This window comes from Fictibacillus sp. FJAT-27399 (assembly GCF_001510655.1).
In the GTDB taxonomy this organism is placed as follows: domain Bacteria; phylum Bacillota; class Bacilli; order Bacillales; family Fictibacillaceae; genus Fictibacillus_C; species Fictibacillus_C marinisediminis.
Genome location: NZ_LMVC01000002.1, coordinates 380,543 through 399,700, shown reverse-complemented (window position 1 = coordinate 399,700; position 19,158 = coordinate 380,543). Strand labels below are relative to the sequence as shown.

26 protein-coding genes are annotated in these 19,158 nt (G+C 42.9%); 12 read left to right on the top strand and 14 right to left on the bottom strand.

Annotated features, from left to right (window positions below):
* Positions 1-146 precede the first annotated feature (146 nt).
* Complete coding sequence (locus AR335_RS07110; protein WP_062233632.1) at positions 147-1,421, top strand: MFS transporter; 1,275 nt, start codon at positions 147-149, stop codon at positions 1,419-1,421.
* Complete coding sequence (locus AR335_RS07105; protein ID WP_082316174.1) at positions 1,375-2,016, top strand: TetR family transcriptional regulator; 642 nt, start codon at positions 1,375-1,377, stop codon at positions 2,014-2,016. The genes AR335_RS07110 and AR335_RS07105 overlap by 47 nt, the downstream gene beginning before the upstream one ends.
* Here the strand turns inward: AR335_RS07105 and AR335_RS07100 are convergent.
* Complete coding sequence (locus AR335_RS07100; protein WP_062236936.1) at positions 2,005-2,805, bottom strand: alpha/beta hydrolase family protein; 801 nt, start codon at positions 2,803-2,805, stop codon at positions 2,005-2,007. The two genes, AR335_RS07105 and AR335_RS07100, sit on opposite strands and share 12 nt — an antisense overlap.
* Positions 2,806-2,950: 145 nt before the next feature.
* Between AR335_RS07100 and AR335_RS07095 the strand changes: the two genes are divergently transcribed.
* The 3 genes from AR335_RS07095 to AR335_RS07085 are packed head-to-tail and all read left to right on the top strand — an operon-like array spanning position 2,951 to position 5,534.
* Entirely contained in the window at positions 2,951-3,940 is a 990-nt protein-coding gene (locus AR335_RS07095) for an ABC transporter substrate-binding protein (RefSeq protein WP_156418983.1), read from the top strand.
* A gap of 27 nt (positions 3,941-3,967) precedes the next feature.
* Entirely contained in the window at positions 3,968-4,747 is a 780-nt protein-coding gene (locus AR335_RS07090) for an ABC transporter ATP-binding protein (RefSeq protein ID WP_062233630.1), read from the top strand.
* 19 nt (positions 4,748-4,766) lie between these two features.
* Entirely contained in the window at positions 4,767-5,534 is a 768-nt protein-coding gene (locus AR335_RS07085) for an ABC transporter permease (RefSeq protein ID WP_369795826.1), read from the top strand.
* 49 nt (positions 5,535-5,583) lie between these two features.
* Here AR335_RS07085 and ytkD read toward each other — a convergent pair whose 3' ends face one another.
* Positions 5,584-6,060, bottom strand: coding sequence for an RNA deprotection pyrophosphohydrolase (gene ytkD, locus AR335_RS07080; RefSeq protein WP_062233626.1), 477 nt, complete (start codon positions 6,058-6,060; stop codon positions 5,584-5,586).
* A gap of 56 nt (positions 6,061-6,116) precedes the next feature.
* On the opposite strand from ytkD, the gene AR335_RS25140 reads away from it, so the two are divergent.
* Positions 6,117-6,248 carry a hypothetical protein gene (locus AR335_RS25140; protein WP_255357555.1) on the top strand — a complete coding sequence of 44 codons (132 nt, stop codon included), beginning with the start codon at positions 6,117-6,119 and terminating at the stop codon, positions 6,246-6,248.
* A gap of 210 nt (positions 6,249-6,458) precedes the next feature.
* Here the strand turns inward: AR335_RS25140 and AR335_RS07075 are convergent, their stop codons facing one another.
* The gene (locus AR335_RS07075; RefSeq protein WP_062233625.1) at positions 6,459-6,977 is read right to left on the bottom strand and encodes a hypothetical protein; all 519 of its coding nucleotides are present in this window, start codon (positions 6,975-6,977) and stop codon (positions 6,459-6,461) included.
* A 218-nt stretch (positions 6,978-7,195) separates the two neighbouring features.
* Complete coding sequence (locus AR335_RS07070; protein WP_062233624.1) at positions 7,196-7,465, bottom strand: holin; 270 nt, start codon at positions 7,463-7,465, stop codon at positions 7,196-7,198.
* Between the two features lie 225 nt (positions 7,466-7,690).
* Here AR335_RS07070 and AR335_RS07065 point away from each other — a divergent pair, with 225 nt between their 5' ends.
* Positions 7,691-7,903 (top strand): hypothetical protein, encoded by a 213-nt coding sequence (locus tag AR335_RS07065; RefSeq protein ID WP_053357477.1) that lies wholly within the window; start codon positions 7,691-7,693, stop codon positions 7,901-7,903.
* 39 nt (positions 7,904-7,942) lie between these two features.
* Here the strand turns inward: AR335_RS07065 and abbA are convergent, their stop codons facing one another.
* From abbA to AR335_RS23785, 3 genes are all read right to left on the bottom strand, one after another.
* Positions 7,943-8,125, bottom strand: coding sequence for an antirepressor AbbA (abbA, locus tag AR335_RS07060; RefSeq protein WP_053357476.1), 183 nt, complete (start codon positions 8,123-8,125; stop codon positions 7,943-7,945).
* Positions 8,126-8,202: 77 nt separating this feature from the next.
* On the bottom strand, positions 8,203-8,385 hold the full coding sequence (locus AR335_RS07055; RefSeq protein ID WP_053357475.1) for a Fur-regulated basic protein FbpA: 183 nt from the start codon (positions 8,383-8,385) through the stop codon (positions 8,203-8,205).
* Positions 8,386-8,486: 101 nt separating this feature from the next.
* On the bottom strand, positions 8,487-8,651 hold the full coding sequence (locus AR335_RS23785; protein ID WP_156418889.1) for a hypothetical protein: 165 nt from the start codon (positions 8,649-8,651) through the stop codon (positions 8,487-8,489).
* Positions 8,652-8,821: 170 nt separating this feature from the next.
* Between AR335_RS23785 and AR335_RS07050 the strand changes: the two genes are divergently transcribed.
* Positions 8,822-9,436, top strand: a complete 615-nt coding sequence (locus tag AR335_RS07050; RefSeq protein ID WP_062233622.1) for a DNA-3-methyladenine glycosylase — start codon at positions 8,822-8,824, stop codon at positions 9,434-9,436.
* A 13-nt stretch (positions 9,437-9,449) separates the two neighbouring features.
* Here AR335_RS07050 and AR335_RS07045 read toward each other — a convergent pair whose 3' ends face one another.
* On the bottom strand, positions 9,450-10,151 hold the full coding sequence (locus tag AR335_RS07045; RefSeq protein WP_062233620.1) for a hypothetical protein: 702 nt from the start codon (positions 10,149-10,151) through the stop codon (positions 9,450-9,452).
* 302 nt (positions 10,152-10,453) lie between these two features.
* Here AR335_RS07045 and AR335_RS07040 point away from each other — a divergent pair, with 302 nt between their 5' ends.
* Complete coding sequence (locus AR335_RS07040) at positions 10,454-10,648, top strand: hypothetical protein (protein WP_053357472.1); 195 nt, start codon at positions 10,454-10,456, stop codon at positions 10,646-10,648.
* Between the two features lie 204 nt (positions 10,649-10,852).
* On the opposite strand, the gene AR335_RS07035 is transcribed toward AR335_RS07040, so the two are convergent.
* The 4 genes from AR335_RS07035 to AR335_RS07025 form a co-directional block, all read right to left on the bottom strand.
* On the bottom strand, positions 10,853-11,632 hold the full coding sequence (locus AR335_RS07035; protein ID WP_062233618.1) for a GDSL-type esterase/lipase family protein: 780 nt from the start codon (positions 11,630-11,632) through the stop codon (positions 10,853-10,855).
* 221 nt (positions 11,633-11,853) lie between these two features.
* Positions 11,854-12,012: a hypothetical protein gene (locus tag AR335_RS23780; RefSeq protein ID WP_156418888.1), complete on the bottom strand. Its 159-nt coding sequence runs from the start codon at positions 12,010-12,012 to the stop codon at positions 11,854-11,856.
* A gap of 85 nt (positions 12,013-12,097) precedes the next feature.
* Entirely contained in the window at positions 12,098-12,463 is a 366-nt protein-coding gene (locus AR335_RS07030) for a PqqD family protein (RefSeq protein WP_062233616.1), read from the bottom strand.
* The gene (locus AR335_RS07025) at positions 12,463-14,352 is read right to left on the bottom strand and encodes an OPT family oligopeptide transporter (RefSeq protein WP_062233614.1); all 1,890 of its coding nucleotides are present in this window, start codon (positions 14,350-14,352) and stop codon (positions 12,463-12,465) included. The genes AR335_RS07030 and AR335_RS07025 overlap by 1 nt, the downstream gene beginning before the upstream one ends.
* A gap of 253 nt (positions 14,353-14,605) precedes the next feature.
* Between AR335_RS07025 and AR335_RS23775 the strand changes: the two genes are divergently transcribed.
* Positions 14,606-14,752, top strand: coding sequence for a hypothetical protein (locus tag AR335_RS23775; RefSeq protein WP_156316345.1), 147 nt, complete (start codon positions 14,606-14,608; stop codon positions 14,750-14,752).
* A 251-nt stretch (positions 14,753-15,003) separates the two neighbouring features.
* Here AR335_RS23775 and AR335_RS07020 read toward each other — a convergent pair whose 3' ends face one another.
* Both AR335_RS07020 and AR335_RS07015 read right to left on the bottom strand, forming a co-directional pair.
* Positions 15,004-15,231, bottom strand: coding sequence for a hypothetical protein (locus AR335_RS07020; RefSeq protein ID WP_053357468.1), 228 nt, complete (start codon positions 15,229-15,231; stop codon positions 15,004-15,006).
* Between the two features lie 219 nt (positions 15,232-15,450).
* Positions 15,451-16,104: a 3'-5' exonuclease gene (locus AR335_RS07015; protein ID WP_062233612.1), complete on the bottom strand. Its 654-nt coding sequence runs from the start codon at positions 16,102-16,104 to the stop codon at positions 15,451-15,453.
* Between the two features lie 256 nt (positions 16,105-16,360).
* Here AR335_RS07015 and AR335_RS07010 point away from each other — a divergent pair, with 256 nt between their 5' ends.
* Together AR335_RS07010 and AR335_RS07005 are read left to right on the top strand one after the other, a co-directional pair.
* Complete coding sequence (locus tag AR335_RS07010) at positions 16,361-17,734, top strand: sigma-54 interaction domain-containing protein (RefSeq protein ID WP_062233610.1); 1,374 nt, start codon at positions 16,361-16,363, stop codon at positions 17,732-17,734.
* An 84-nt stretch (positions 17,735-17,818) separates the two neighbouring features.
* On the top strand, positions 17,819-19,153 hold the full coding sequence (locus AR335_RS07005; protein WP_255357552.1) for an aspartate aminotransferase family protein: 1,335 nt from the start codon (positions 17,819-17,821) through the stop codon (positions 19,151-19,153).
* The last annotated feature ends 5 nt before the right edge of the window (positions 19,154-19,158 follow it).

Sequence of the window (19,158 nt, the reverse complement as noted above, 5' to 3'; positions counted from 1 at the left end):
CTGGGCACTAAAGCTAGATCCAAAACTCCTACAAACCGCTTCCCAGCCGAAGCGGTTTTTTTATTTTCCATAAAAAGGTTGAAATCGACACTTATGTCATTTATAATAACGACATAAGTGTCATTTTAATTCCCAGGAGTGATCTCATGGAAAAGAAAGCAGTTAATACATTAAGGCAGAACAAATCTTTTAAGTTTTTAATGTCGGCACAGGTCATTTCCAATCTTGGTGACTGGCTTAGCATCATGGCTATTTTTTCATTGATGGCTTTTAAATGGAATGCCTCACCGCTGGAGATGTCATTTGTCATTATTTCACTTGGACTCCCCATGACGGTTCTTGGACCGGTTGCTGGCGTGATCGCCGATCGCATGAACCGTAAAACCATCATGTTCTGTTCTGATTTTTTCCGCTGTATCATTATTCTTGGTTTGATCATTGCATCTGTGCCTTGGCATGTGTACATTCTGCTCATTCTTCTGGGAATTTTCTCCTCTCTTTTTACTCCCGCCAAAAGCGGCATGCTGAAAGAAATCGTGTCCGATGACGATATGCAGCAGGCTGCTTCGATCAGCTCTGTCATCCAGGACGCGACGAAGATTATCGGTCCTGCCATCAGCGGATTTTTAGTAACTACGGCTGGAATCAGCAGCGTTTTTATTCTTGATTCAGCCAGCTTTCTCTTGTCCGCTTTGCTGCTGTTCGTGCTTCCAGGTGTTAAACCGCTTCACGTAAAAGAAAAACGCACAAAAGGATCTGTTATATCAGATTTAAAAGAAGGCTTTCAATATATGAAAACCGTGCGCTTTATTTTGTTTGGCACTGGTCTCATGTTTGTTTCCATGTTGATCTTGCAGATGGCGGATGCCCAGTTTTCCGTTCTGATCCGATTACTCGAGACGGGCAGCCCGGCATTGGTAGGTTTAGTGGTCACCTGCTCAGGAGTTGGCTTTCTCGTGACCGGCCTATGTTTGACAAAATGGCAGATCAGATCTCCATGGCTGGCGATGACGATCGGTATCTTCTCGCTTGGAGGCGGTTTTATGATCATGGGATATCTGGCTTCTCTCCAGCTTCCCCACCCATTTATCTGGGCTCCTGCGCTAACCTTCTTAGCTGCCTCAGGCGCAGGTTTAATCTTCATCCCTTTCAATACAGCCGTTCAGAGACTAACACCCGTTCATATGACAGGAAGAGTATTTGGCCTGACGGGAAGCATTATAATGCTAGCGACACTTATAGGCCCGGTGACTGGCGGATTTGCTGGAAATCAATTCGGAGTGATCTCCGTATTTATTGTTTCTGGCGCTGGACTTGTTACAATAAGCATAGCGGCATTGTTTTTACGAAAATCGATTGAACGGAGCGATCAGTATGTCACCGAAAGTGCCTCACGAGCACAAGGAACAACGACAGCGTGAAATTTTAATGGCATCTAAAAAAGTGTTTGCCCAAAAAGGCTATGAAGCTGCCTCTATTAAAGACATCATGGATGCCACATCCATCAGCAGGGGCGGGATCTATGCCTACTTCTCAAACAAAGAGCACATCTTTCTTTCTCTATTGGAACAAATGATGGAGGATAACCGCAAGGAGCTGGATGAGCTCCTTCAAAAGAATAATGGATCCGTTTGGAAAACTCTCCTTACCTTATTGGATGACTACAGAAGGGCTGAATACGAAGACACGGAAAATCTTTTTAGTGCGGCAATCGTTGAATATGGAATTACGCATTGGCGAAAACCGGAAAACAGAGATTACATCGAAAAACGATACGAAGGTGCAGCCAGTATTTTTAGCGTTCTAATCCAAAGGGGTGTGGACGCCGGTGAGTTTAAACCGATTGCCCCGGTTGATGATATTAGCCGGTTCATGATTAGCTTTCTTGATGGGCTAGCCATTTCAGCGATTAGTCTGACTCATGACCTCATGCGTACCGGAAAACAGATGGATCTTTTTGAATCCACATTAAAAATGATGCTCAACGTACAAAAGCCGGACTTGTCACAAAGGTGACAGCTCCGGCTTTTCTTTGTTTTGCGTTTTCATCCACTCACAAAAAGCATAGGTTATTTTCCGGTTTTCCTGCGGCGGAAAATGATGGGTATATTGCGGGTAGAACCAGGATTCTACGTTTTTCTTTGGCTCCAGGCATTCTTTCAGCATTAAAGAATGCTTGATTCCAACATTTTCATCACGGCTTCCATGGATTAATAAGAGCGGAACGTTAAGTTCGTCGCAGAAATATACAGGTGAACGTGTCCTATACCCCTCCGGATTTTTAGCAGGTGTTCCGCCGATGACCCTTTTCATCATTTTGCGGAGGTCTACTCGTTCTTCATAGGTAAGGACCATGTCAGAAACGCCTCCCCATATGACGAGTGAGCGGGCTTCAGGAAACTTTAACGCTGTAAAAAACGCCATCGGTCCGCCTCTGGAAAACCCAAAGATATGGAGCTGATCCTGATCAACAGAAGGCAGTGATCGGAGCACCTCAAACGCATGAAATGCATCGCACCGGTCTTCCCCGCAAAAATCTTCACGCCCCTCTCCCCCTTCATTTCCCCGATAAAACGGGGCCATTACAACAAACCCCTGTGAAGCAAGCTGGATGATTCTCGGAATCCGTACCATCCCTACTTTTTTAATCCCTCCCCGTAAATATAAAAATCCAGGAAGAGGCTGTGTCTGATGTTCAGGGATAGCTAACAGCCCTTTTACAGTTAATCCTTCACTCTTATATGTAATCTTGAATAACGTAATCTGTGGATGCGGAGATGGAAATCGTTGTGCATGAGTGATCAGGCTGCTTCCTAACAACGCGCATTCCTCCTTTTTTTCATTAGGCCAACACACAATTTTTCAACTCACATAAAGTATTACATGAAAAGCAAAACTTCATTCGAACATAAAGGAGGCACACCGCTTGAAACGGATAAAAGCTCATATCATGCTCTGCTTAACACTGCTTCTCACTGCCTGTCTGCTATTGTCGGCATGCTCATCTGATAACTCCGAAAAGCAAAAACGCGATAAAGTAAGAATTGCCGAAGTGACCCGCTCCATTTTCTATGCTCCCCAATATGTTGCCATAGAAAAAGGGTTCTTTAAAGATGAGGGAATTGATATCGATTTAAAAACCACTTGGGGCGGCGATAAAACGATGACGACCCTGCTGTCTAACGGAGCTGATATTGCCCTCGTAGGCTCTGAAACTTCCATTTACGTTGATGCCCAAGGCTCCAGTGATCCGGTCATCAACTTTGCACAGCTGACTCAAACGGACGGAACCTTTTTGGTCGCAAGGAAAAAACCAAACTATTTTTCATGGAATCAGTTAAAAGGCAGTACGTTTCTCGGACAGAGGAAAGGCGGAATGCCGCAGATGGCCGGCGAGTTCAGTTTGAAGAAGCACGGCATTGACCCTCATAAAGATGTGAAGCTGATCCAGAACATCGACTTTGCGAATATCGCTAACGCCTTCGCCTCAGGAACCGGCGACTATGTACAGCTGTTCGAACCCCAAGCCAGTCTTTTTGAGCAGAAGGGCATCGGCCATGTTGTTGCGTCATTTGGTGAAGAATCCGGCAAACTTCCCTACACTTCTTACATGTCAAAACAAAGCTATATAAAAAAACACGGAGATGTGCTGAAACGCTTTACGAAGGCCCTCTATAAAGCCCAGCTGTATGTTGAAACACATTCTGCAAAAGAAACCGCCACTCTCATTGCTCCGTATTTTGAAGATACATCGGTTGATCTCATCGAAAAGGTAGTCGACCGCTATAAAGGACAGCACAGCTATGCGGTCAATCCGATCCTTGAAGAAGGAGCATGGAGCAACCTGCAAGCCGTTATGAAAGAAGCGGGAGAACTTCCAAAGAAAGCTGATTACAACAAACTGGTTAACACCACTTTTTCCCGTGATGCAACGAAATAAACCATAAATAGTAATGGAGGGATCACAGTGGCCTTCTTACAATTAAAATCGGTTGGTCAAACCTACTTTTCCAAGCATACGGCCACGACTGCACTGGAGGACATCACTCTCTCTGTTTCCGAGGGAGAGTTTGTTTCTTTTCTTGGACCGAGCGGATGCGGAAAATCAACACTTCTATCCATCATCTCGGGACTTCTTAGCCCCACAGCGGGAACCGTTACACTAAGAAATCAGATCATTAAAGAACCTCATCCCAAGATCGGTTATATGCTGCAGCAAGATTACTTGTTTCCTTGGAAAACCATCAAGGATAATATCGTGCTGGGGCTGAAGCTTCAGCATTGCCTTACTGAAGAACGACTACACTATACATTTTCTCTTATGAAGGAAATTGGACTGTACGATACACTCGACAAGTATCCGAGCGAATTATCCGGCGGGATGAGGCAGCGCGTCGCTTTAGTGAGGACACTGGCGACCAATCCCCATATCCTATTGCTGGATGAACCTTTCTCCGCACTAGACTTCCAGACTAAGCTTAAACTGGAGGACCTGGTATCCTCTACGCTCAATGAACATGGCAAAACCGCCATTCTTGTCACTCACGATATCGGTGAAGCGATCGCCATGAGCGACCGTATTATCTTGTTTTCCACGAAACCCGGCCGTATCTTCCGGACGTTTCCTGTATCCGGCCATCTGCGTAAGCGCCTGCCGTTCGAAGCCCGCCAGCATCCGGAATACGCGGTCATGTTTCAACAAATTTGGGAGGAGTTGGAGCAAATTGAGCAAAACGATACTGAATAAAGCCCACTCCGACTACTTACTGAATTTGCGCAGAAGAACGATTAAAGTCAGACTTTCACAGCTTCTCATCTTTGTTGTATTTTTTGGCTTATGGCAATACAGCTCGGATCATAAATGGATTGATCCTCTCCTCTTTAGTTCGCCTGCAAAAATAGCAGCCTTGCTGGCGGAAAAAATTTCTGACGGAAGCGTATTTGTGCATATTGGCATGACGCTGACAGAGACAGTCATCGGATTCTTGCTCGGAACGTTGATCGGAACATCACTGGCTGCACTGATCTGGTGGTTCCCTTTTCTGTCAAGAGTACTTGATCCGTACCTGGTTATTTTAAATGCCATGCCTAAGGTTGCTATCGGTCCCATCCTGATTGTTGCTCTGGGGCCGAACCTTTCGTCTATCGTTGCCATGGGTGTATTGATCTCAGTCATTATTACCACAATCGTCATCTACACGTCGTTTACGAATGTTGAACCGAATTATGTAAAGGTCATTCGATCATTCGGCGGCTCTAAATTTCAGTGTTTTAAAGAAGTCATCCTTCCCGCCTGCTTCCCTGCCATCATCTCTACCTTAAAAGTAAACGTTGGCTTGTCCTGGGTCGGAGTCATTGTCGGAGAATTTCTTGTATCGAAGGAAGGACTGGGGTACCTCATCATATATGGGTTTCAGGTCTTCAACTTCACGCTTGTACTGATGAGCCTTCTGATTATTGCAATTTTAGCAACGGTCATGTATCAGCTGGTTGAGGCACTTGAAAAGAAATTAATCAAGAACCGTGAATCATAACCAATAGACAAAAAAACAGCAGACTGCTAATACAGCTGCTGTTTTTATTTTATAAAAATTTTTCTTTTGTATGCTGAAGACTCTGGATCAGCACTTGATCCTTCATCATGAAACTGAATTTCCTGCTGCCCTCAAAGGTTTCCGGAATCGTTTCAAAGAATACCGGACCATTTGTTTCATAATAGCGCTCTTTCAGCAATATTTTATCTACTGTAGCGTAATAGATATTTTTTATAATAAGGCCGCCCTTTCCGTCTACCTTGTATTGTCCAAGATAGTGTAGGGAAGATACGTGGCCTCCGGTCTCCTCAAAAACCTCCCGGACTGCAGCCTCCTCCGCTGTTTCTCCAGGTTCAACCTTGCCGCCGGGAAACTCAATTCCGCGCCGCGGATGTTCAGTCAAAAGCCATTGGCCTCTGAAACGGCACAGCACCCAGACGTGCTTCGGATCTTTTGAGAACGGGTGATCTTCAAAGGAAAGCTTTACCGTATTATCGTAGTAATCTTTAAAAATTATCGGTTCCATTGTTTAGTTACTCCAAATCCCTAGGTTATGTTCATTGTAAAGAAGGAGGCATGCATTTGTCCAATCTCATAAAAGACTTCATGACTATTATTTTATTTTCGTTTCATTTTTATGAAATGATCTTTAGTAACTCAATGGCGAATGCAGGGGATGGGATTGAAGAGCCAATTGAAAAGCAGATGCGATAAGCGAACTTTTCCACGTCTGCTTTTCAAGCTCTTCATTTTTTTCCACAAAATCCGCTGACTCCAACTGTCGTCAGCTATCCCATCCATTCTCCTGAAAAAAACTTGAGGGTCTCTTTCAAGCATCAGAATGCGATGCTTGATAGGAAAGAAATTCAACTATATGCTTAACATGGCAAAAGACGCATGAGAGATCTCATGCGTCTTTTGGCATCAGGTCACGGAAGCAAAAGTAATGACCCAATGGCTATTAACTTTTTCAAAACCAAGTGTTATACTATACTCCCCATATAAATCACTCTTATTTTTTTGAATGAGGTGATAAGATGTATCAGATAATTTCTTCAGCTCATAAGGTTTGTCTTTCTCCACCCACGGAGGAAGATCTGTAGGTATGATATACAGTTTACCGTTTTTTTCTTCGAACATTCCATTCACATAATCGCTTGCTACTTTTTTAGAAGCGATGTGGCTCAAATTACGAATAAGTTCCTCTTTACTGGAATAACCTTTCACTTTATATTGATCATCAACTTCAGGAGTAAGCTTATGAATAAATTCTTGGGATAATAATTTGGCATCCGGTTTAGAAGCTGTTGTTTCCTCGGCCAGAGCACGCTGTTCCATAAATGATACCGGCTTACCTTTAGAACCAGGTGAATCTGTCAAATAGTTTGGAGATGCAAAAACAGCCAACATTGCTATTAAAAAACTGGTTGCATAATACTTCACATCGGTTCACCACCCTGTATTTTTTAATAAAATGTGTACTTAAAGTAAAACATTCCTTAAATGGGTCAAAGGAAAACCTCTTTTTCAAACGATTTCATTTTTGGTTGTTAAAGTATTCTTCAATTCTTTATCTAATCCTTGTATTCTTGCTGAAATCACATCTATCTTCCCACACAAAAAAATACGACTATGGCTATAGTCGTATCATGCAAGACGATCTATCCTGCTTTCCGGTTTACTTTTCCTGAGCTTCTTTTACCCAGTTCATACAATCCAGTAGCGGCAAGTCCAGCGATTCCTCCGGACCATACTCTAAGAACAACCGTCATTTCGGTAAATGGATAAGCAAGGATTCCGACAAATATTCCAATGAAAAAGCTGTTTAATGGAATGAATCTTTTCTTTATAGGGAAAGTACTTTTTAGCAGCTGTACCAAGCCCGTCACTAGAGGCGTTAAAAGTGAGGCAAACGTCACAATATGTCCCATTCCTCATCCTCCTTTGCTTTTTCATCTTCTTATGTTGATTCACAAACGATAGTTAATAAGTTCAACCCCAAGATTAAAATACCTTCTATATTAAAAAATCCATATTGTCCTGTACCGCTTCAATACCCTTGCATAAACTAAATTTGTTGGAAACGATTTACGATCCATGGATTTGTGCATACTAAGCGAGAGATATAGAAACAAAGCATAACAGGAGTGAAATGCATGAGAAGAGAAGATGATTTGTATTTAATAATGCTAGAATCCAATGAACTGACGTGGTGGGAATATGCAAGAAAAGTATCTCCCAACATGCGGCCCAAACAGTACAAAACCTATTGGTCATTTCTAAAAAACAAAGGCAGGCTTCCTAAAAGATTAGTAAAAGAAGCGGAATGGAGAATGGAAGCCCGGCGAAAAGGATTGCTCGATTCATAAAAAATAACCCCTCTCTTATAAAAAGGGGTTATTTTCGTTTCAATATCCTGTTTTATGTAATACCATAAGCAAGTCGTTCAATTTCTTTACCCGGTCATTTTCCGCTTCTCTTAAACCGAGTTCGATTTCCATCAATTCAGATTGAACCAGTTCTTTCGCATACTTTTGAGTTAACGCAAGATCTGCCAATAACAGCTTGTCAGCTTCGCACAGTTGATTCATAGAAATCCCTCCCTCCATCTATTATATAGAGATAAAGGGAAAAACGGCGTGTTCAAAATATGGTAATTCCAAAGCCCTTACATGCTAACATTGTCTTTGCCCTGAACGGAACTCCATTCTCTTTCCAATTCGGACAATGTAAATTCTTGCAAAAGCCGGTGTTCCTGCAGAATAAAGCCATGGTGAAGCAACTTCTGGATAAGAAACTGTTTTCGTTTTTCAACCGCCCGACGCAATTGTCCTTGAGGAACATTCATCATTGAACAGGTATCCTTTCGTTTTTATATACAGTTCTCTCCAGCTTTTGCATTTTGCATTCCTTTCAAGATTCAAAAAAATCCCTTCAATAGAACGGATCTCATTATTTAGCCTGCGAATTGCTCCATTCCTCCACTACGGATTGAGGAGCACTCCAGCACAGCCAAGATACCATTGTCTTCAATCCAGACTTGCTAACATACCAATATTCATAGCGTCGTTTCGAAAGGTTTTCATAGATGCCCGTTTTCTTTACTTTTCCATCCATCATTAACGCCTCCCGTCTTTACACTATAGAATTCTACCTTGCTCTCTAACTTCCTTCTTAAAACATACCCAAAATTCTGACAATTGCAAACCTGCAGATACGACAGGGTTCCATTCAAAATAAGGGTATAAAAAGGATAAGCATATGTTTTTCGTACTGGAGGATTACTTATGAATGAGAAACTATTTGAACTCCCTACACTAAAGCTCGCTAAAACATTGTTAGGAATGGAACTGGTTCATCAAACAGATGAAGGGCTGGCCTCTGGCATCATCGCAGAAACAGAAGCCTACATGGGGCCCGAAGATATGGCCGCCCATTCATTTGGAGGCAAAAGAACGCCGCGAACCGAGATCATGTATGCAGAGCCAGGCCATGTTTATGTTTACTTCATTTACGGCATGCATACATGCTTTAATATTGTTTCCGGTCCTCTCCATAAGCCTGAAGCCATCTTGATCCGTGCCCTTGAGCCGAAAGAAGGGATTCCCTTAATGATGCACCGCAGATCCATGAAAATCCCTGTCTTGGAAAACGGAGCCTGGAAACCTGGACAATTAAAAAAACTGACAAACGGTCCAGGAAAACTGTGCAAAGCGATGGGAATATCGTTAAACGACTACGGGCTGAAACTCAATGCGGAACATCTTTACCTGAAAGAATACAAGACCTTATCTGAAGAAGACATTGTCTCCGGTCCGCGGATTAACGTGGATTATGCAGGAGAGGCGGTTCACTATCCTTATCGTTTTTGGATCAAAGACAACATCTATGTATCAAAATAAAAGAGCATTCCGCTCAGGAATGCTCTTTTATCATTTTTCCTTCAAAATAAGGAGCATCAGACGGTTCTTCATCCGGTTCAAACGGATCGTGAAGCTTTTCATTTAAACAGGCCAGCACAACGCCGTCGAGCTGAGCAAATGTACGGATTCTTTTATTCATCCACAAATGCGCAATCACAAACCAAACGAGCAGAAGCAGAACGGTTTTTACTGTACTCTCCTGAGAAAACGAAAGACCTTCCAGGTGAAGGATATCCATCGCGATGCTGGTAAACAATCCGATCAGGATCCCAATGGTATAACCGACCGCCTTTCCGTTCTTCATCGTTCTCGTGTTGGTCTTTAAGTACGTATGAAACAGCCGAAGCTCAGTCGGCCTCATCTGTATTAACCGGCTGCGCAAATAGTTTAAGTTCGGCAGCAGTCCCCGTGAAATCTCACGTTTCATCGAAGTTTGCAGAAAAAGATCTAAATCCGCCGGCGAACCAAGGCTGTTTTTTAATTTACGATGCACAAAGTTATGGTAATAATAATAACGGATGGAAAGCTCAATGATTTTCACGGTTAACATCCCGATGATAATCGCAGCTGAAAATTGCACCCAGAAATTTTGAAACAAAACTTCAATCAGCACGCCCAGCGCAAAAAATCCAGCTGCGGCTTTTGCCCATAACAGCTTACTCACTAATACGATCAGTTGCCAAAGTTGATCCACTCTATTTCCCCCTGACAGAAGAATTCCTATTTATCATGATACCATCTTTTTTATACAGAAAGGTAAAATTTTACGTTGATTCAGAAAAAAAGACAGCATAAGAAAAAGACAAATCGAATGAGGATTTTATTCACAAACTAAAAATATTTTACCAATCTCTTTTTATCTTTTTATCTTTTTATCTTTGGGGGAAGAATAGAGTCATGCTCCTAAATTAAATCATAGATTTACCCCGACAGCTTTTTTAATTAGGGCGAAATATATAAGGAATAGACAGAAATTCCTAAATAGGAGGCAGAACGATGAGAATTGTTTTTTTTGAAAAAGGAGATTTAAGTATTATTGTAGGATCTTCCCGACTAAAAGGTGAGTTGACTATAGAGCAGATCAAGAATGAAAGTGAAAAGAAGGCAAAAGAATTAAGCCAGCTCCTTGGCCGTGAAATTGGCTTTATGATTGATATGAATGGCAAGCTTGAAAACGATATCAAGCGTTAATACTTAAAGAACGATAAGTACTTCTAGTCAATGATGCTAGTATTATTGAGGAATGGGATTTGCATGATCTTCGCCTAACACTTGAGGGTCTCTTTTACCAACAGTATGTGATGCATAATAGAAAGTCCCTCAATACTAAGCGCTTTACTAGCGAGAAACCCCCGGACAGGCCAAGCCTGTCCGGGGGTTTGCATGATAAGAATATTATCTGAGTTTCAGTTCACCGAGCACCCGCTGTGCGATCCGGTAATACCCTTTCGGATTCGGGTGGATGGAATCTGAGAAATAATCCTGTTTTTGAATGCCTACGAACAGTTCATAGGTGGAAATGTAAGTCGAGTTCGGTGTCTCTGCGCTGACTTGCTGAATGGATCCGTTCCACCGCTTGATGACACGGGAGGATACCTCATCATAAAAGTTTTCCGTGTAAGGATTATACAAACCGAGAATATAAATATGTGCCCTCTTATTCTGATTTCTAAGCTCGGCAGTTATCTTCTCCAGATTGCTATACAGAACCTTCTGACCGATCGCCATTTCCTTCTGATTAATATTCCTGAAGTTCCACCCCGCCGTTTTTCTGTAATCGTTCGTTCCGATAAACAAGAAGATGTAGTTCGCCTGGCGCACGGATCGTGACACCATTCCATTGCTTAATTGCTTGTACAGCTGGTCAGACCGCTGTCCGCTGATCCCATAGTTGTTAAGCACGACCGGGCGCTTCAATTCCTCTTGCATGCCCTGTCTGACTAAGCCGATATACCCTTTACGCCGAGGATCTCCTCTCCCATAAGTCAGAGAGTCACCAAGCGCGACAATTCTTATTTGTTTTGGTCTAGGTTGTTTAATGTGTGTGTTTGGTGATTTTTTTTGTTCATTCCCCTGATTCTTTTCATGACTTTTTACAGAATAAAAGATAAAAAGAACGGCTGCTGCGACAACAACCGCACTAAGGGTATAAATCACCTTTTTTCGGTTCCCCAAAAAAATCCTCCTCTATCTGATAACCATAAAGCTGTAAAAAACATACGTTCAGCTATGTTATTGAGTTCCCTTTTGCTAATCCATTAAAACAGCAATTCGGCATCTTTTCAAGTTTCATGGCATATTTCGAATAACCAATTCATCATTTCCCATTACGCGCCTGTTGGCTACATGGTTTTGTAAGTTTATAGAAAAAAACTCCTCTTATCAAGGAGTTCTCTCTACTTCAAATTATAGTCATCTGATGTATACTCCCGGTCTTCCCACAAATTATCGATATCATAGCGACTGGTATCAGATTTTACGAGAGAACTGATCAGCAGGGCGGCGCCTCCGCACACTAAAAAAACAGGCACGAGCACAAGAACAAAGGAACCCATATTCTCACTCCTCTTCTTTTTCTCATTTATATGAATGAAAGGATGAAGATATGAGACATGGCAAAAAGTAAAAGAGAAGAGAAATCTAGTTCTCTTCTCTCCAGATGATCCAATCGTTCATTTCAAGCATTTCAATAAATTTAGCAAGCCTAGGAACAACAGGAGCTGCTTCTTCCCCAAAAGCTCTCTCCAGACCGGCAGCGATATCCTCGATCTTTTTTGTTCCATCGATTTGCGCTGCAACGAACGTACCGAGCGCATCGAGCTTGACCGGAAAGAACGAAGGCTGTTTTAAAAAACGGATAGACAGCCTTTCTATAGGATTGGTCCGGGGAATCATCAGGTATACCTTATCGTCCTTCCGTGTCTCTGTATGAATGCCCTGCTTGAACTGAGGGATCATCTTTAAAAGGTTTTTCTTTGTCTTTTTACGTGATATGAAAAGATCCATTATTTTGTTTTATCCACTTTCGCTCTGGCAGAGAACCAATAGAGCAGCCAGCAAACGAACAAGAAGATCACAAATGGAATTAATCGATTATCCGTCATTGGTGTCGTTGGAATTTTGACCTTAAAGAAGATAAGCACTGCGATTAAGACGCCGAGCAGAGATTCTCCTGCGATCAGCCCTGAGGCAAACAAAACACCTCTATCAGATCTTTCCTGGCGTTCTTCTTTTGATTTTGCCTTCACATCAACGAGCCAGCGTACCGCTCCACCAAACATGACCGGTGCCGATACATGAATTGGAAGATATAAACCGACAGCAACAACTAATGAGTTGAGGCCAAGGAACTCAATAACAATGGCTACAGCTGCACCGATAAAGATCAAACTCCATGGCAGATCTCCGCCAAATATTCCTTGAACAAGTACTTTCATGATCGCAGCTTTTGGAGCCGGAAGCTGCTGTGAACCCATTCCATAGGATTTATCAAGAACAACCAGGATAACTCCAATCACAAGTCCTGATGCGATAACACCGATCATCATGGCCACCTGCTGCTTCCAAGGTGTTCCGCCGACAAGATGTCCAGTTTTTAAATCCTGAGAGATGTCGCCTGCAACAGCAAGAGCTGTACAAACGATAGCCGCAACCGTTAAGGCAGCCTTCATCCCTTCCATACCATGCAAGCCTGTTACTTTATAAACAAGGGTTACAATTAATAATGTAGCAATCGTCATTCCTGAAACAGGAGACGAGGAGCTACCGACAATTCCAACGATTCTTGAAGCTACGGCAACAAACAAGAAGCCAAATATCGCAATAGCGATTGCCCCGATAAATCCAACGTTTGTAATCGGTGCTGCACCAATAATGATCACTAGCGCAACAATTCCTAAGATGACATAACGGAACGGCATATCTTTATCTGTACGCTCAATGCTTCCCCCTGTTGCACCATCTGATAAACCTTTCACGGTTTTGGATGCTGTGGAGATTAGAGTCGGCAACGTTTTAAGCAGTGTAATCAGTCCGGCTACAGCTACCGCACCAGCACCAATGTACTTAATATAGTTGTTCCAGATACCCCAAGCATCAAGTTTCCCGATTGGATCTTCCGCAGGGAAGATCGCCGCAGTGCTGTCCGCACCAAAAAAGGCGATCGCCGGAATTAACACGATCCAGGCAAGGAGTCCGCCTGCCAGCATCTGTCCGGCAATCCGTGGACCGATAATATAGCCCACACCGAGCAATGCCGGGAAGATATCCATACCAACTACCGTATTTTTTAGCTTTCCGACCTGAGTTTCGATTTCTGTTTTAAAAAGCATGAAACCGTCACCTAAAACCTTTACAAGTCCGCCGAACAAAAACCCGATGGCGACCGTTTTGGCATTGGCTCCCCCCTTTTCTCCTGATTTTAGAACCTCGGCACAAGCCGTTCCTTCAGGATAAGGAAGATTTCCATGCTCCTTGACAATGAGCATCTGCCGTAAAGGAACCATCATAAAAACCCCAAGAAGGCCCCCAGTCAGTACGATAAAAATAATAACGGTCTGAGAAAGATTAATATTCAGCAGGAAGAATGCGGGCAGGGTAAACACAGCACCTGCTCCAATCGCTTCCCCTGCGGTTGTCATAGTCTGTACAATGTTGTTTTCCAAGATGGAATCTCTTCGGAAAATCCCTCTAAGTACACCCATGGATATAACCGCTGCAGGAATAGAAGCAGAAACAGTCAATCCAACTTTAAGTCCCAAATACGCATTGGCTGCACCGAAAACAATGGCTAAAATAATACCAAAAATGATAGCAACCATGGTAAGTTCCGGCAATGAACGTGATGAGGGAACATAGGGAACAAAGGATGAGGACTTCTCTTGGTTGTTGTTCATCATAAACACCGCCTAATCATCAGAAATTTTCAACAGTAACTATTATAGCACAATTCGACAAAAACTGAGTTTTTCAATTATTACTCCAACAGGGGAGTAGCACTAACTCTTACAAGCTTCCCTTTCTTGAAAGATTGTTATCCACTTTTTAGAAAAAAATTTAAGATAAGCGATTGTCCTTCTTTAAGCAGCCCGAATGTTTATAAAACGAAACACAGGGTACGTTAATAAATGAACTTAGGAGGGATGACAAGTGGAAAACAATGAGAAGAAATCAAATGAAAATGGAAAGAAAGAAACTAAGAAAGATATAAAAGATATGTTTGAACAAGGCGCAATTGAACAGCGGGAATCCGTTGATACAGATACGCAAAAAGAAAAAGACAAAAAGCAGAAGTAAAGGAGAACTGAAGAAGTGATACGCACTATCTTATTAATTATCGGAATTATTGTCGTTGCAGGTTTCATAATTAACAACCTATAGGGAGGACAAACAGCAATGATCCGCACCATTCTTATCATTATAGGAGCCATCGCCGTTATCGCTTTTTTGGCTAATTCCTTATAAAAATAAATGAAAGAAGGACCAGCATTTTCTGCTGGTCCTTCTTTTCCTATCTCATATAAAAACCTGCAACTTTCTCCTGCAGGTTAACAAACATCTTTTATGTAAGTTGGCACAAATTTTAAAAGTATGGAGATGATACTGTTATATTGATCCGGTGATACATGGATGCCGTCTTTCGCGATTAATTCTTCCTTTAATTTAACGATACAGTCTAACTCCTCAACTGTGGCTTCACTCGCCATATAGTCAATGGTATTAATAAGCTCTAAAAGTTGGTTGTTTTTGTTCGTTATATAATATGTGGATTCCAACTTTATCACCCCCTCCACTTTATTATTAAAGATATGAGGTCATTTTCCTACAAAAACATTTCGTCAAATGACGACATATCTTACTTTTTCTGGATTACCGGACCCTTTTTCCTATTGGTCATGTCGTATCTTGTCGTTTTTATCAACTTATTGTCCTATTAAGAGAGAAAATGTTGATGACCAAAGTTTTATAAATATAGTTCCCGAAAACGTTTTGTTTTATCCAAATAATTTAGAAAGCGAGGCAAATGGAGATTGTACTCCATCCTCCTCCTCATCCTTGGACTGATAAACCAGCTTCTCAGGTTCGAAGATTTTCGACTCCAAGTAAGAATTCGGATTCTTCTCAAGCTTGATGTCTTTATGGATGGAAACAAAAATCTTTGCAGTATTCATGGCATCGTCCAATGCCCTGTGCTGAGAACCATCCAGAGAAATTTGAAGCTTGTTCAAAGCACGGGACAGGCCGTAGCGGAAGCCCTTCTCACTGTCATGGAGAATACTGAACAAAAATTGAAGGTCATTGTGATTGATGATCCAATCAATCGGAGTGTTGTGGAACGTGGAATCTGTAATTAGCGCCCATTTATCTTCCGGCCCCCAGGAGCACAGATAATACTCTCCCTCACCGATCCAATCCCTAAACTCTTTAATGACCGTCGTAAACGGCTGGGCATTGATCAAATCTTTCTTCGTAATTCCTGTCAGGTTAGTAATTCTCGTATTTAAAATATCCATCTTAGGCTGAACAAAGGATTGAAAGTGGTCAGTCACTGCTAGTTCCCCATTTGCCATACGCACCCGTACGGCGCCAATCTCAATAATTTCCGATAACCTGTTCGTCATTTCCAGATCATACACAATATAATCCATTATCTTCACTCCATCCCATTCTTCTTGCCTGCAGTGTCTGCTTTTTACTTTCTATTTTAGTTAATTTTTGAAGGTATTGGAATGATGTTGCCATTATTTTTATACGTTCTGCTGGTCATATTTTTTATTGTATGTCGGCAGTGCTGATTATTGCCTATACCATCAAGAAAAAACCTGGGTTGGCAGGCTTCATTTCTTCCGTTATAATATTCAGAAATAAATAATTATTCACATTTGAATAAAAAGGGTGATAAGCATGACATCTCAACCATGGAATGAAAATGAAGCAATCCTCCATTCTCTTCAGGATGATATTCTCGTTACTAATCTTGATGGTACCATTTTAAAAGTGAGCGAGGCGACTGGAAAAGTATACGGAGTATCCTCTGAAAGTCTGCTCGGGAAATCAGTCTATGACCTGGCAGCAAAAGGCATGTTTACCCCGATCGCTACCCCTATGGTCCTGAAGGAAAAGAAAAAAATCACGTTCGTTCAGACGACAAATACCGGAAAGAAATTGCTTGTGACCGGCATCCCTGTGCTTGATGAGAACGGAAAAATATATAGAGTGGTCAGCTACTCGCATGATGTGACAGAGCTGCTGGAGCTGAAGAAGTTCCTCCAGACGATGGAGGGAGAAATGGAACGGGTAAAAAGCGAGCTGGATCTATTGCGCAGCCGCCAGCTTTACGACAGCGGCATTATTGCCAACAGCACAGAGATGAAGAACGTCATCACCACTTCCCTCCAAGTAGCAGAAGTAGATGTGAACGTCCTGCTGCTAGGGGAATCAGGCGTCGGCAAATCGCTGATCGCAAAATTTATTCATAACAAAGGCAGCCGGAATAAGGGAGCGTTTATTGAAGTGAACTGCGGAGCAATTCCTGAGAACTTATTTGAGGCTGAGTTTTTCGGATATGAAGCAGGGGCTTTTACAGGAGCGAATCGGAAGGGAAAGCTGGGACTGGCTGAACTGGCTGATGGAGGCACTTTATTTCTGGATGAAATCGGCGAACTGCCTCTTGCCCACCAGGTGAAGGTATTGAAGTGTATACAAGAAAAACAGTTTTACAGAGTAGGAGGAACAAAGCCGATCTCTGTCGATTTCCGACTGATCTCGGCGACCAATAAGGATCTTCTCAAGGCCATTCAAGAAAGAACGTTCCGTGAAGATTTGTATTTCCGGCTCAACGTTGTTCCATTAACCATTCCACCGATCAGAAAAAGACCTGAAGATATCATCCCTTTAATCCACTATGTACTCGATGTTTTTCAAGAAAAATATAAACGGGAAAAACGGCTCGATGAAGCGGTTCTCCACCATTTTCTTCAATATGACTGGAAAGGAAATGTCCGTGAACTTATTAATCTCATAGAACGCCTTGTTGTCATTTCCCCCGCCACGCTTATTACAACCGAACATCTTCCCGATTACATAAAAGCCTCTCATTCTATCCCTGCTCCCCCCTCCAATCTGTCAAAGCCTCTGAAAGAAGTGTTAGAGGATGTGGAAAAACAGATGCTGCAAAGAGCGCGCAGAGACTATAAAACTACCGTACAGATGGCAGAGGCGCTAGGGATCAGCCAGCCTTCCGTCGTACGAAAAATGCAGAAATATGACATTGATTAAACAGATTGGCACAATACTTGCAAGATAAAAAAGTAAGACTGCAAATGTCCCCTTAGAATCAAACACATGAGGAGGTACGTGATTGTGCCACAAGAACTAAACACATTGATGAACGAGCTTTCCGATTTGCTGGCTCCGACCATGGCCAAGGACCACCCAAATCTGCCTGTCGTAAAAGAAGAAGGCTGCTATTACTACGGACTGGATGGCAAAACATACCTGGATTTCACCTCTGGAATTGCTACCGCTAACACCGGCCACCGCCATCCGAAAGTGGTCAAGGCCATTAAAAAAGCAGCAGATGAACTGATGCACGGTCCTTCAGGTGTCATCATGTACGAATCCATCCTCAAGCTGGCAAAGGAACTGCGTACGGTCCTGCCTGCAGGATTGGATTGCTTTTTCTTCGCCAACAGCGGAACCGAGGCCATTGAAGGGGCGATCAAGCTTGCCAAGCATGTGACCCGCCGGCCGTATGTCGTTTCTTTCACCGGCTGTTTCCACGGCAGAAGCCTCGGAGCTTTAAGCGTCACCACATCAAAGGCCAAGTACCGAAAGTATTTGCAGCCAAGCGGTCTGACATATCAAGTTCCTTACGCTTCAACAGAAGGATGTCCAAAAGGTATGGACCCCGGCAAATTTGCAGCTGACAAGCTGGAGAAAGACTTAACTTCTCTTTTCAAGCACCAGGTTACACCGGAAGAAGTCGCCTGTATGATTGTCGAACCCGTTCTAGGTGAAGGCGGATATGTTGTGCCCCCTGCTGCATGGCTGAAAAAAATGAGGGAAATCTGCAGCAAGCACGGGATCCTTCTCATTTTTGACGAAGTACAGACAGGTTTTGGCCGTACTGGAGAATGGTTTGCGGCTCAGACTTTCGGTGTAACACCGGATATCATGGCGATCGCTAAAGGCATCGCGTCCGGGCTGCCCTTAAGCGCTACTGTCGCCTCAAAAGAACTGATGAAACAATGGCCGCTCGGAAGCCACGGGACTACATTCGGCGGCAACCCTATTGCCTGCTCTGCCGGACTGGCTACTCTTGAAGTTCTAAAAGAAGAAAAGCTGGTGGAAAACTCAAAGGCGATGGGAGCCTACGCGCGTGAAAAGCTTTTAGAAGTAAAAGAAAGACATTCGGTTGTAGGCAGCATCCGTTCCATCGGGCTGATGATCGGCATTGAAATCATGGATCCGGCTACCGGTGCTCCAGATGGTGAAGGCGTGATCTCCATCCTTAACAAGTGTCTTGAAAAAGGAGTATTGTTTTATCTTTGCGGCAACGAAGGAGAAGTCATCCGGATGATTCCTCCGCTGACCGTCAGCCAGGATCAGATCAACGAAGGCATTGCCGTGCTGGAAGAGTCGATTGCAGAATACGAAGCAGAACGGCTACCGGGGCGCAAACTGCAAAATGTATAACAGCT

Excerpts from the sequence above, each read along its gene's own strand:
- AR335_RS07110 (WP_062233632.1), top strand. The coding sequence starts at position 147 with ATGGAAAAGAAAGCAGTTAATACATTAAGGCAGAACAAATCTTTTAAG.
- AR335_RS07025 (WP_062233614.1), bottom strand. The coding sequence starts at position 14,352 with ATGAACAACAACCAAGAGAAGTCCTCATCCTTTGTTCCCTATGTTCCC.
- AR335_RS07065 (WP_053357477.1), top strand. The coding sequence starts at position 7,691 with ATGAGAAGAGAAGATGATTTGTATTTAATAATGCTAGAATCCAATGAA.
- AR335_RS07015 (WP_062233612.1), bottom strand. The coding sequence starts at position 16,104 with ATGGATTATATTGTGTATGATCTGGAAATGACGAACAGGTTATCGGAA.
- AR335_RS07050 (WP_062233622.1), top strand. The coding sequence starts at position 8,822 with ATGAATGAGAAACTATTTGAACTCCCTACACTAAAGCTCGCTAAAACA.
- AR335_RS07105 (WP_082316174.1), top strand. The coding sequence starts at position 1,375 with ATGTCACCGAAAGTGCCTCACGAGCACAAGGAACAACGACAGCGTGAA.
- AR335_RS07070 (WP_062233624.1), bottom strand. The coding sequence starts at position 7,465 with ATGGGACATATTGTGACGTTTGCCTCACTTTTAACGCCTCTAGTGACG.
- AR335_RS23785 (WP_156418889.1), bottom strand. The coding sequence starts at position 8,651 with ATGGATGGAAAAGTAAAGAAAACGGGCATCTATGAAAACCTTTCGAAA.
- abbA (WP_053357476.1), bottom strand. The coding sequence starts at position 8,125 with ATGAATCAACTGTGCGAAGCTGACAAGCTGTTATTGGCAGATCTTGCG.
- AR335_RS07030 (WP_062233616.1), bottom strand. The coding sequence starts at position 12,463 with ATGGATCTTTTCATATCACGTAAAAAGACAAAGAAAAACCTTTTAAAG.
- AR335_RS07095 (WP_156418983.1), top strand. The coding sequence starts at position 2,951 with ATGCTCTGCTTAACACTGCTTCTCACTGCCTGTCTGCTATTGTCGGCA.
- ytkD (WP_062233626.1), bottom strand. The coding sequence starts at position 6,060 with ATGGAACCGATAATTTTTAAAGATTACTACGATAATACGGTAAAGCTT.
- AR335_RS07040 (WP_053357472.1), top strand. The coding sequence starts at position 10,454 with ATGAGAATTGTTTTTTTTGAAAAAGGAGATTTAAGTATTATTGTAGGA.
- AR335_RS07055 (WP_053357475.1), bottom strand. The coding sequence starts at position 8,385 with ATGATGAATGTTCCTCAAGGACAATTGCGTCGGGCGGTTGAAAAACGA.
- AR335_RS23780 (WP_156418888.1), bottom strand. The coding sequence starts at position 12,012 with ATGGGTTCCTTTGTTCTTGTGCTCGTGCCTGTTTTTTTAGTGTGCGGA.
- AR335_RS07010 (WP_062233610.1), top strand. The coding sequence starts at position 16,361 with ATGACATCTCAACCATGGAATGAAAATGAAGCAATCCTCCATTCTCTT.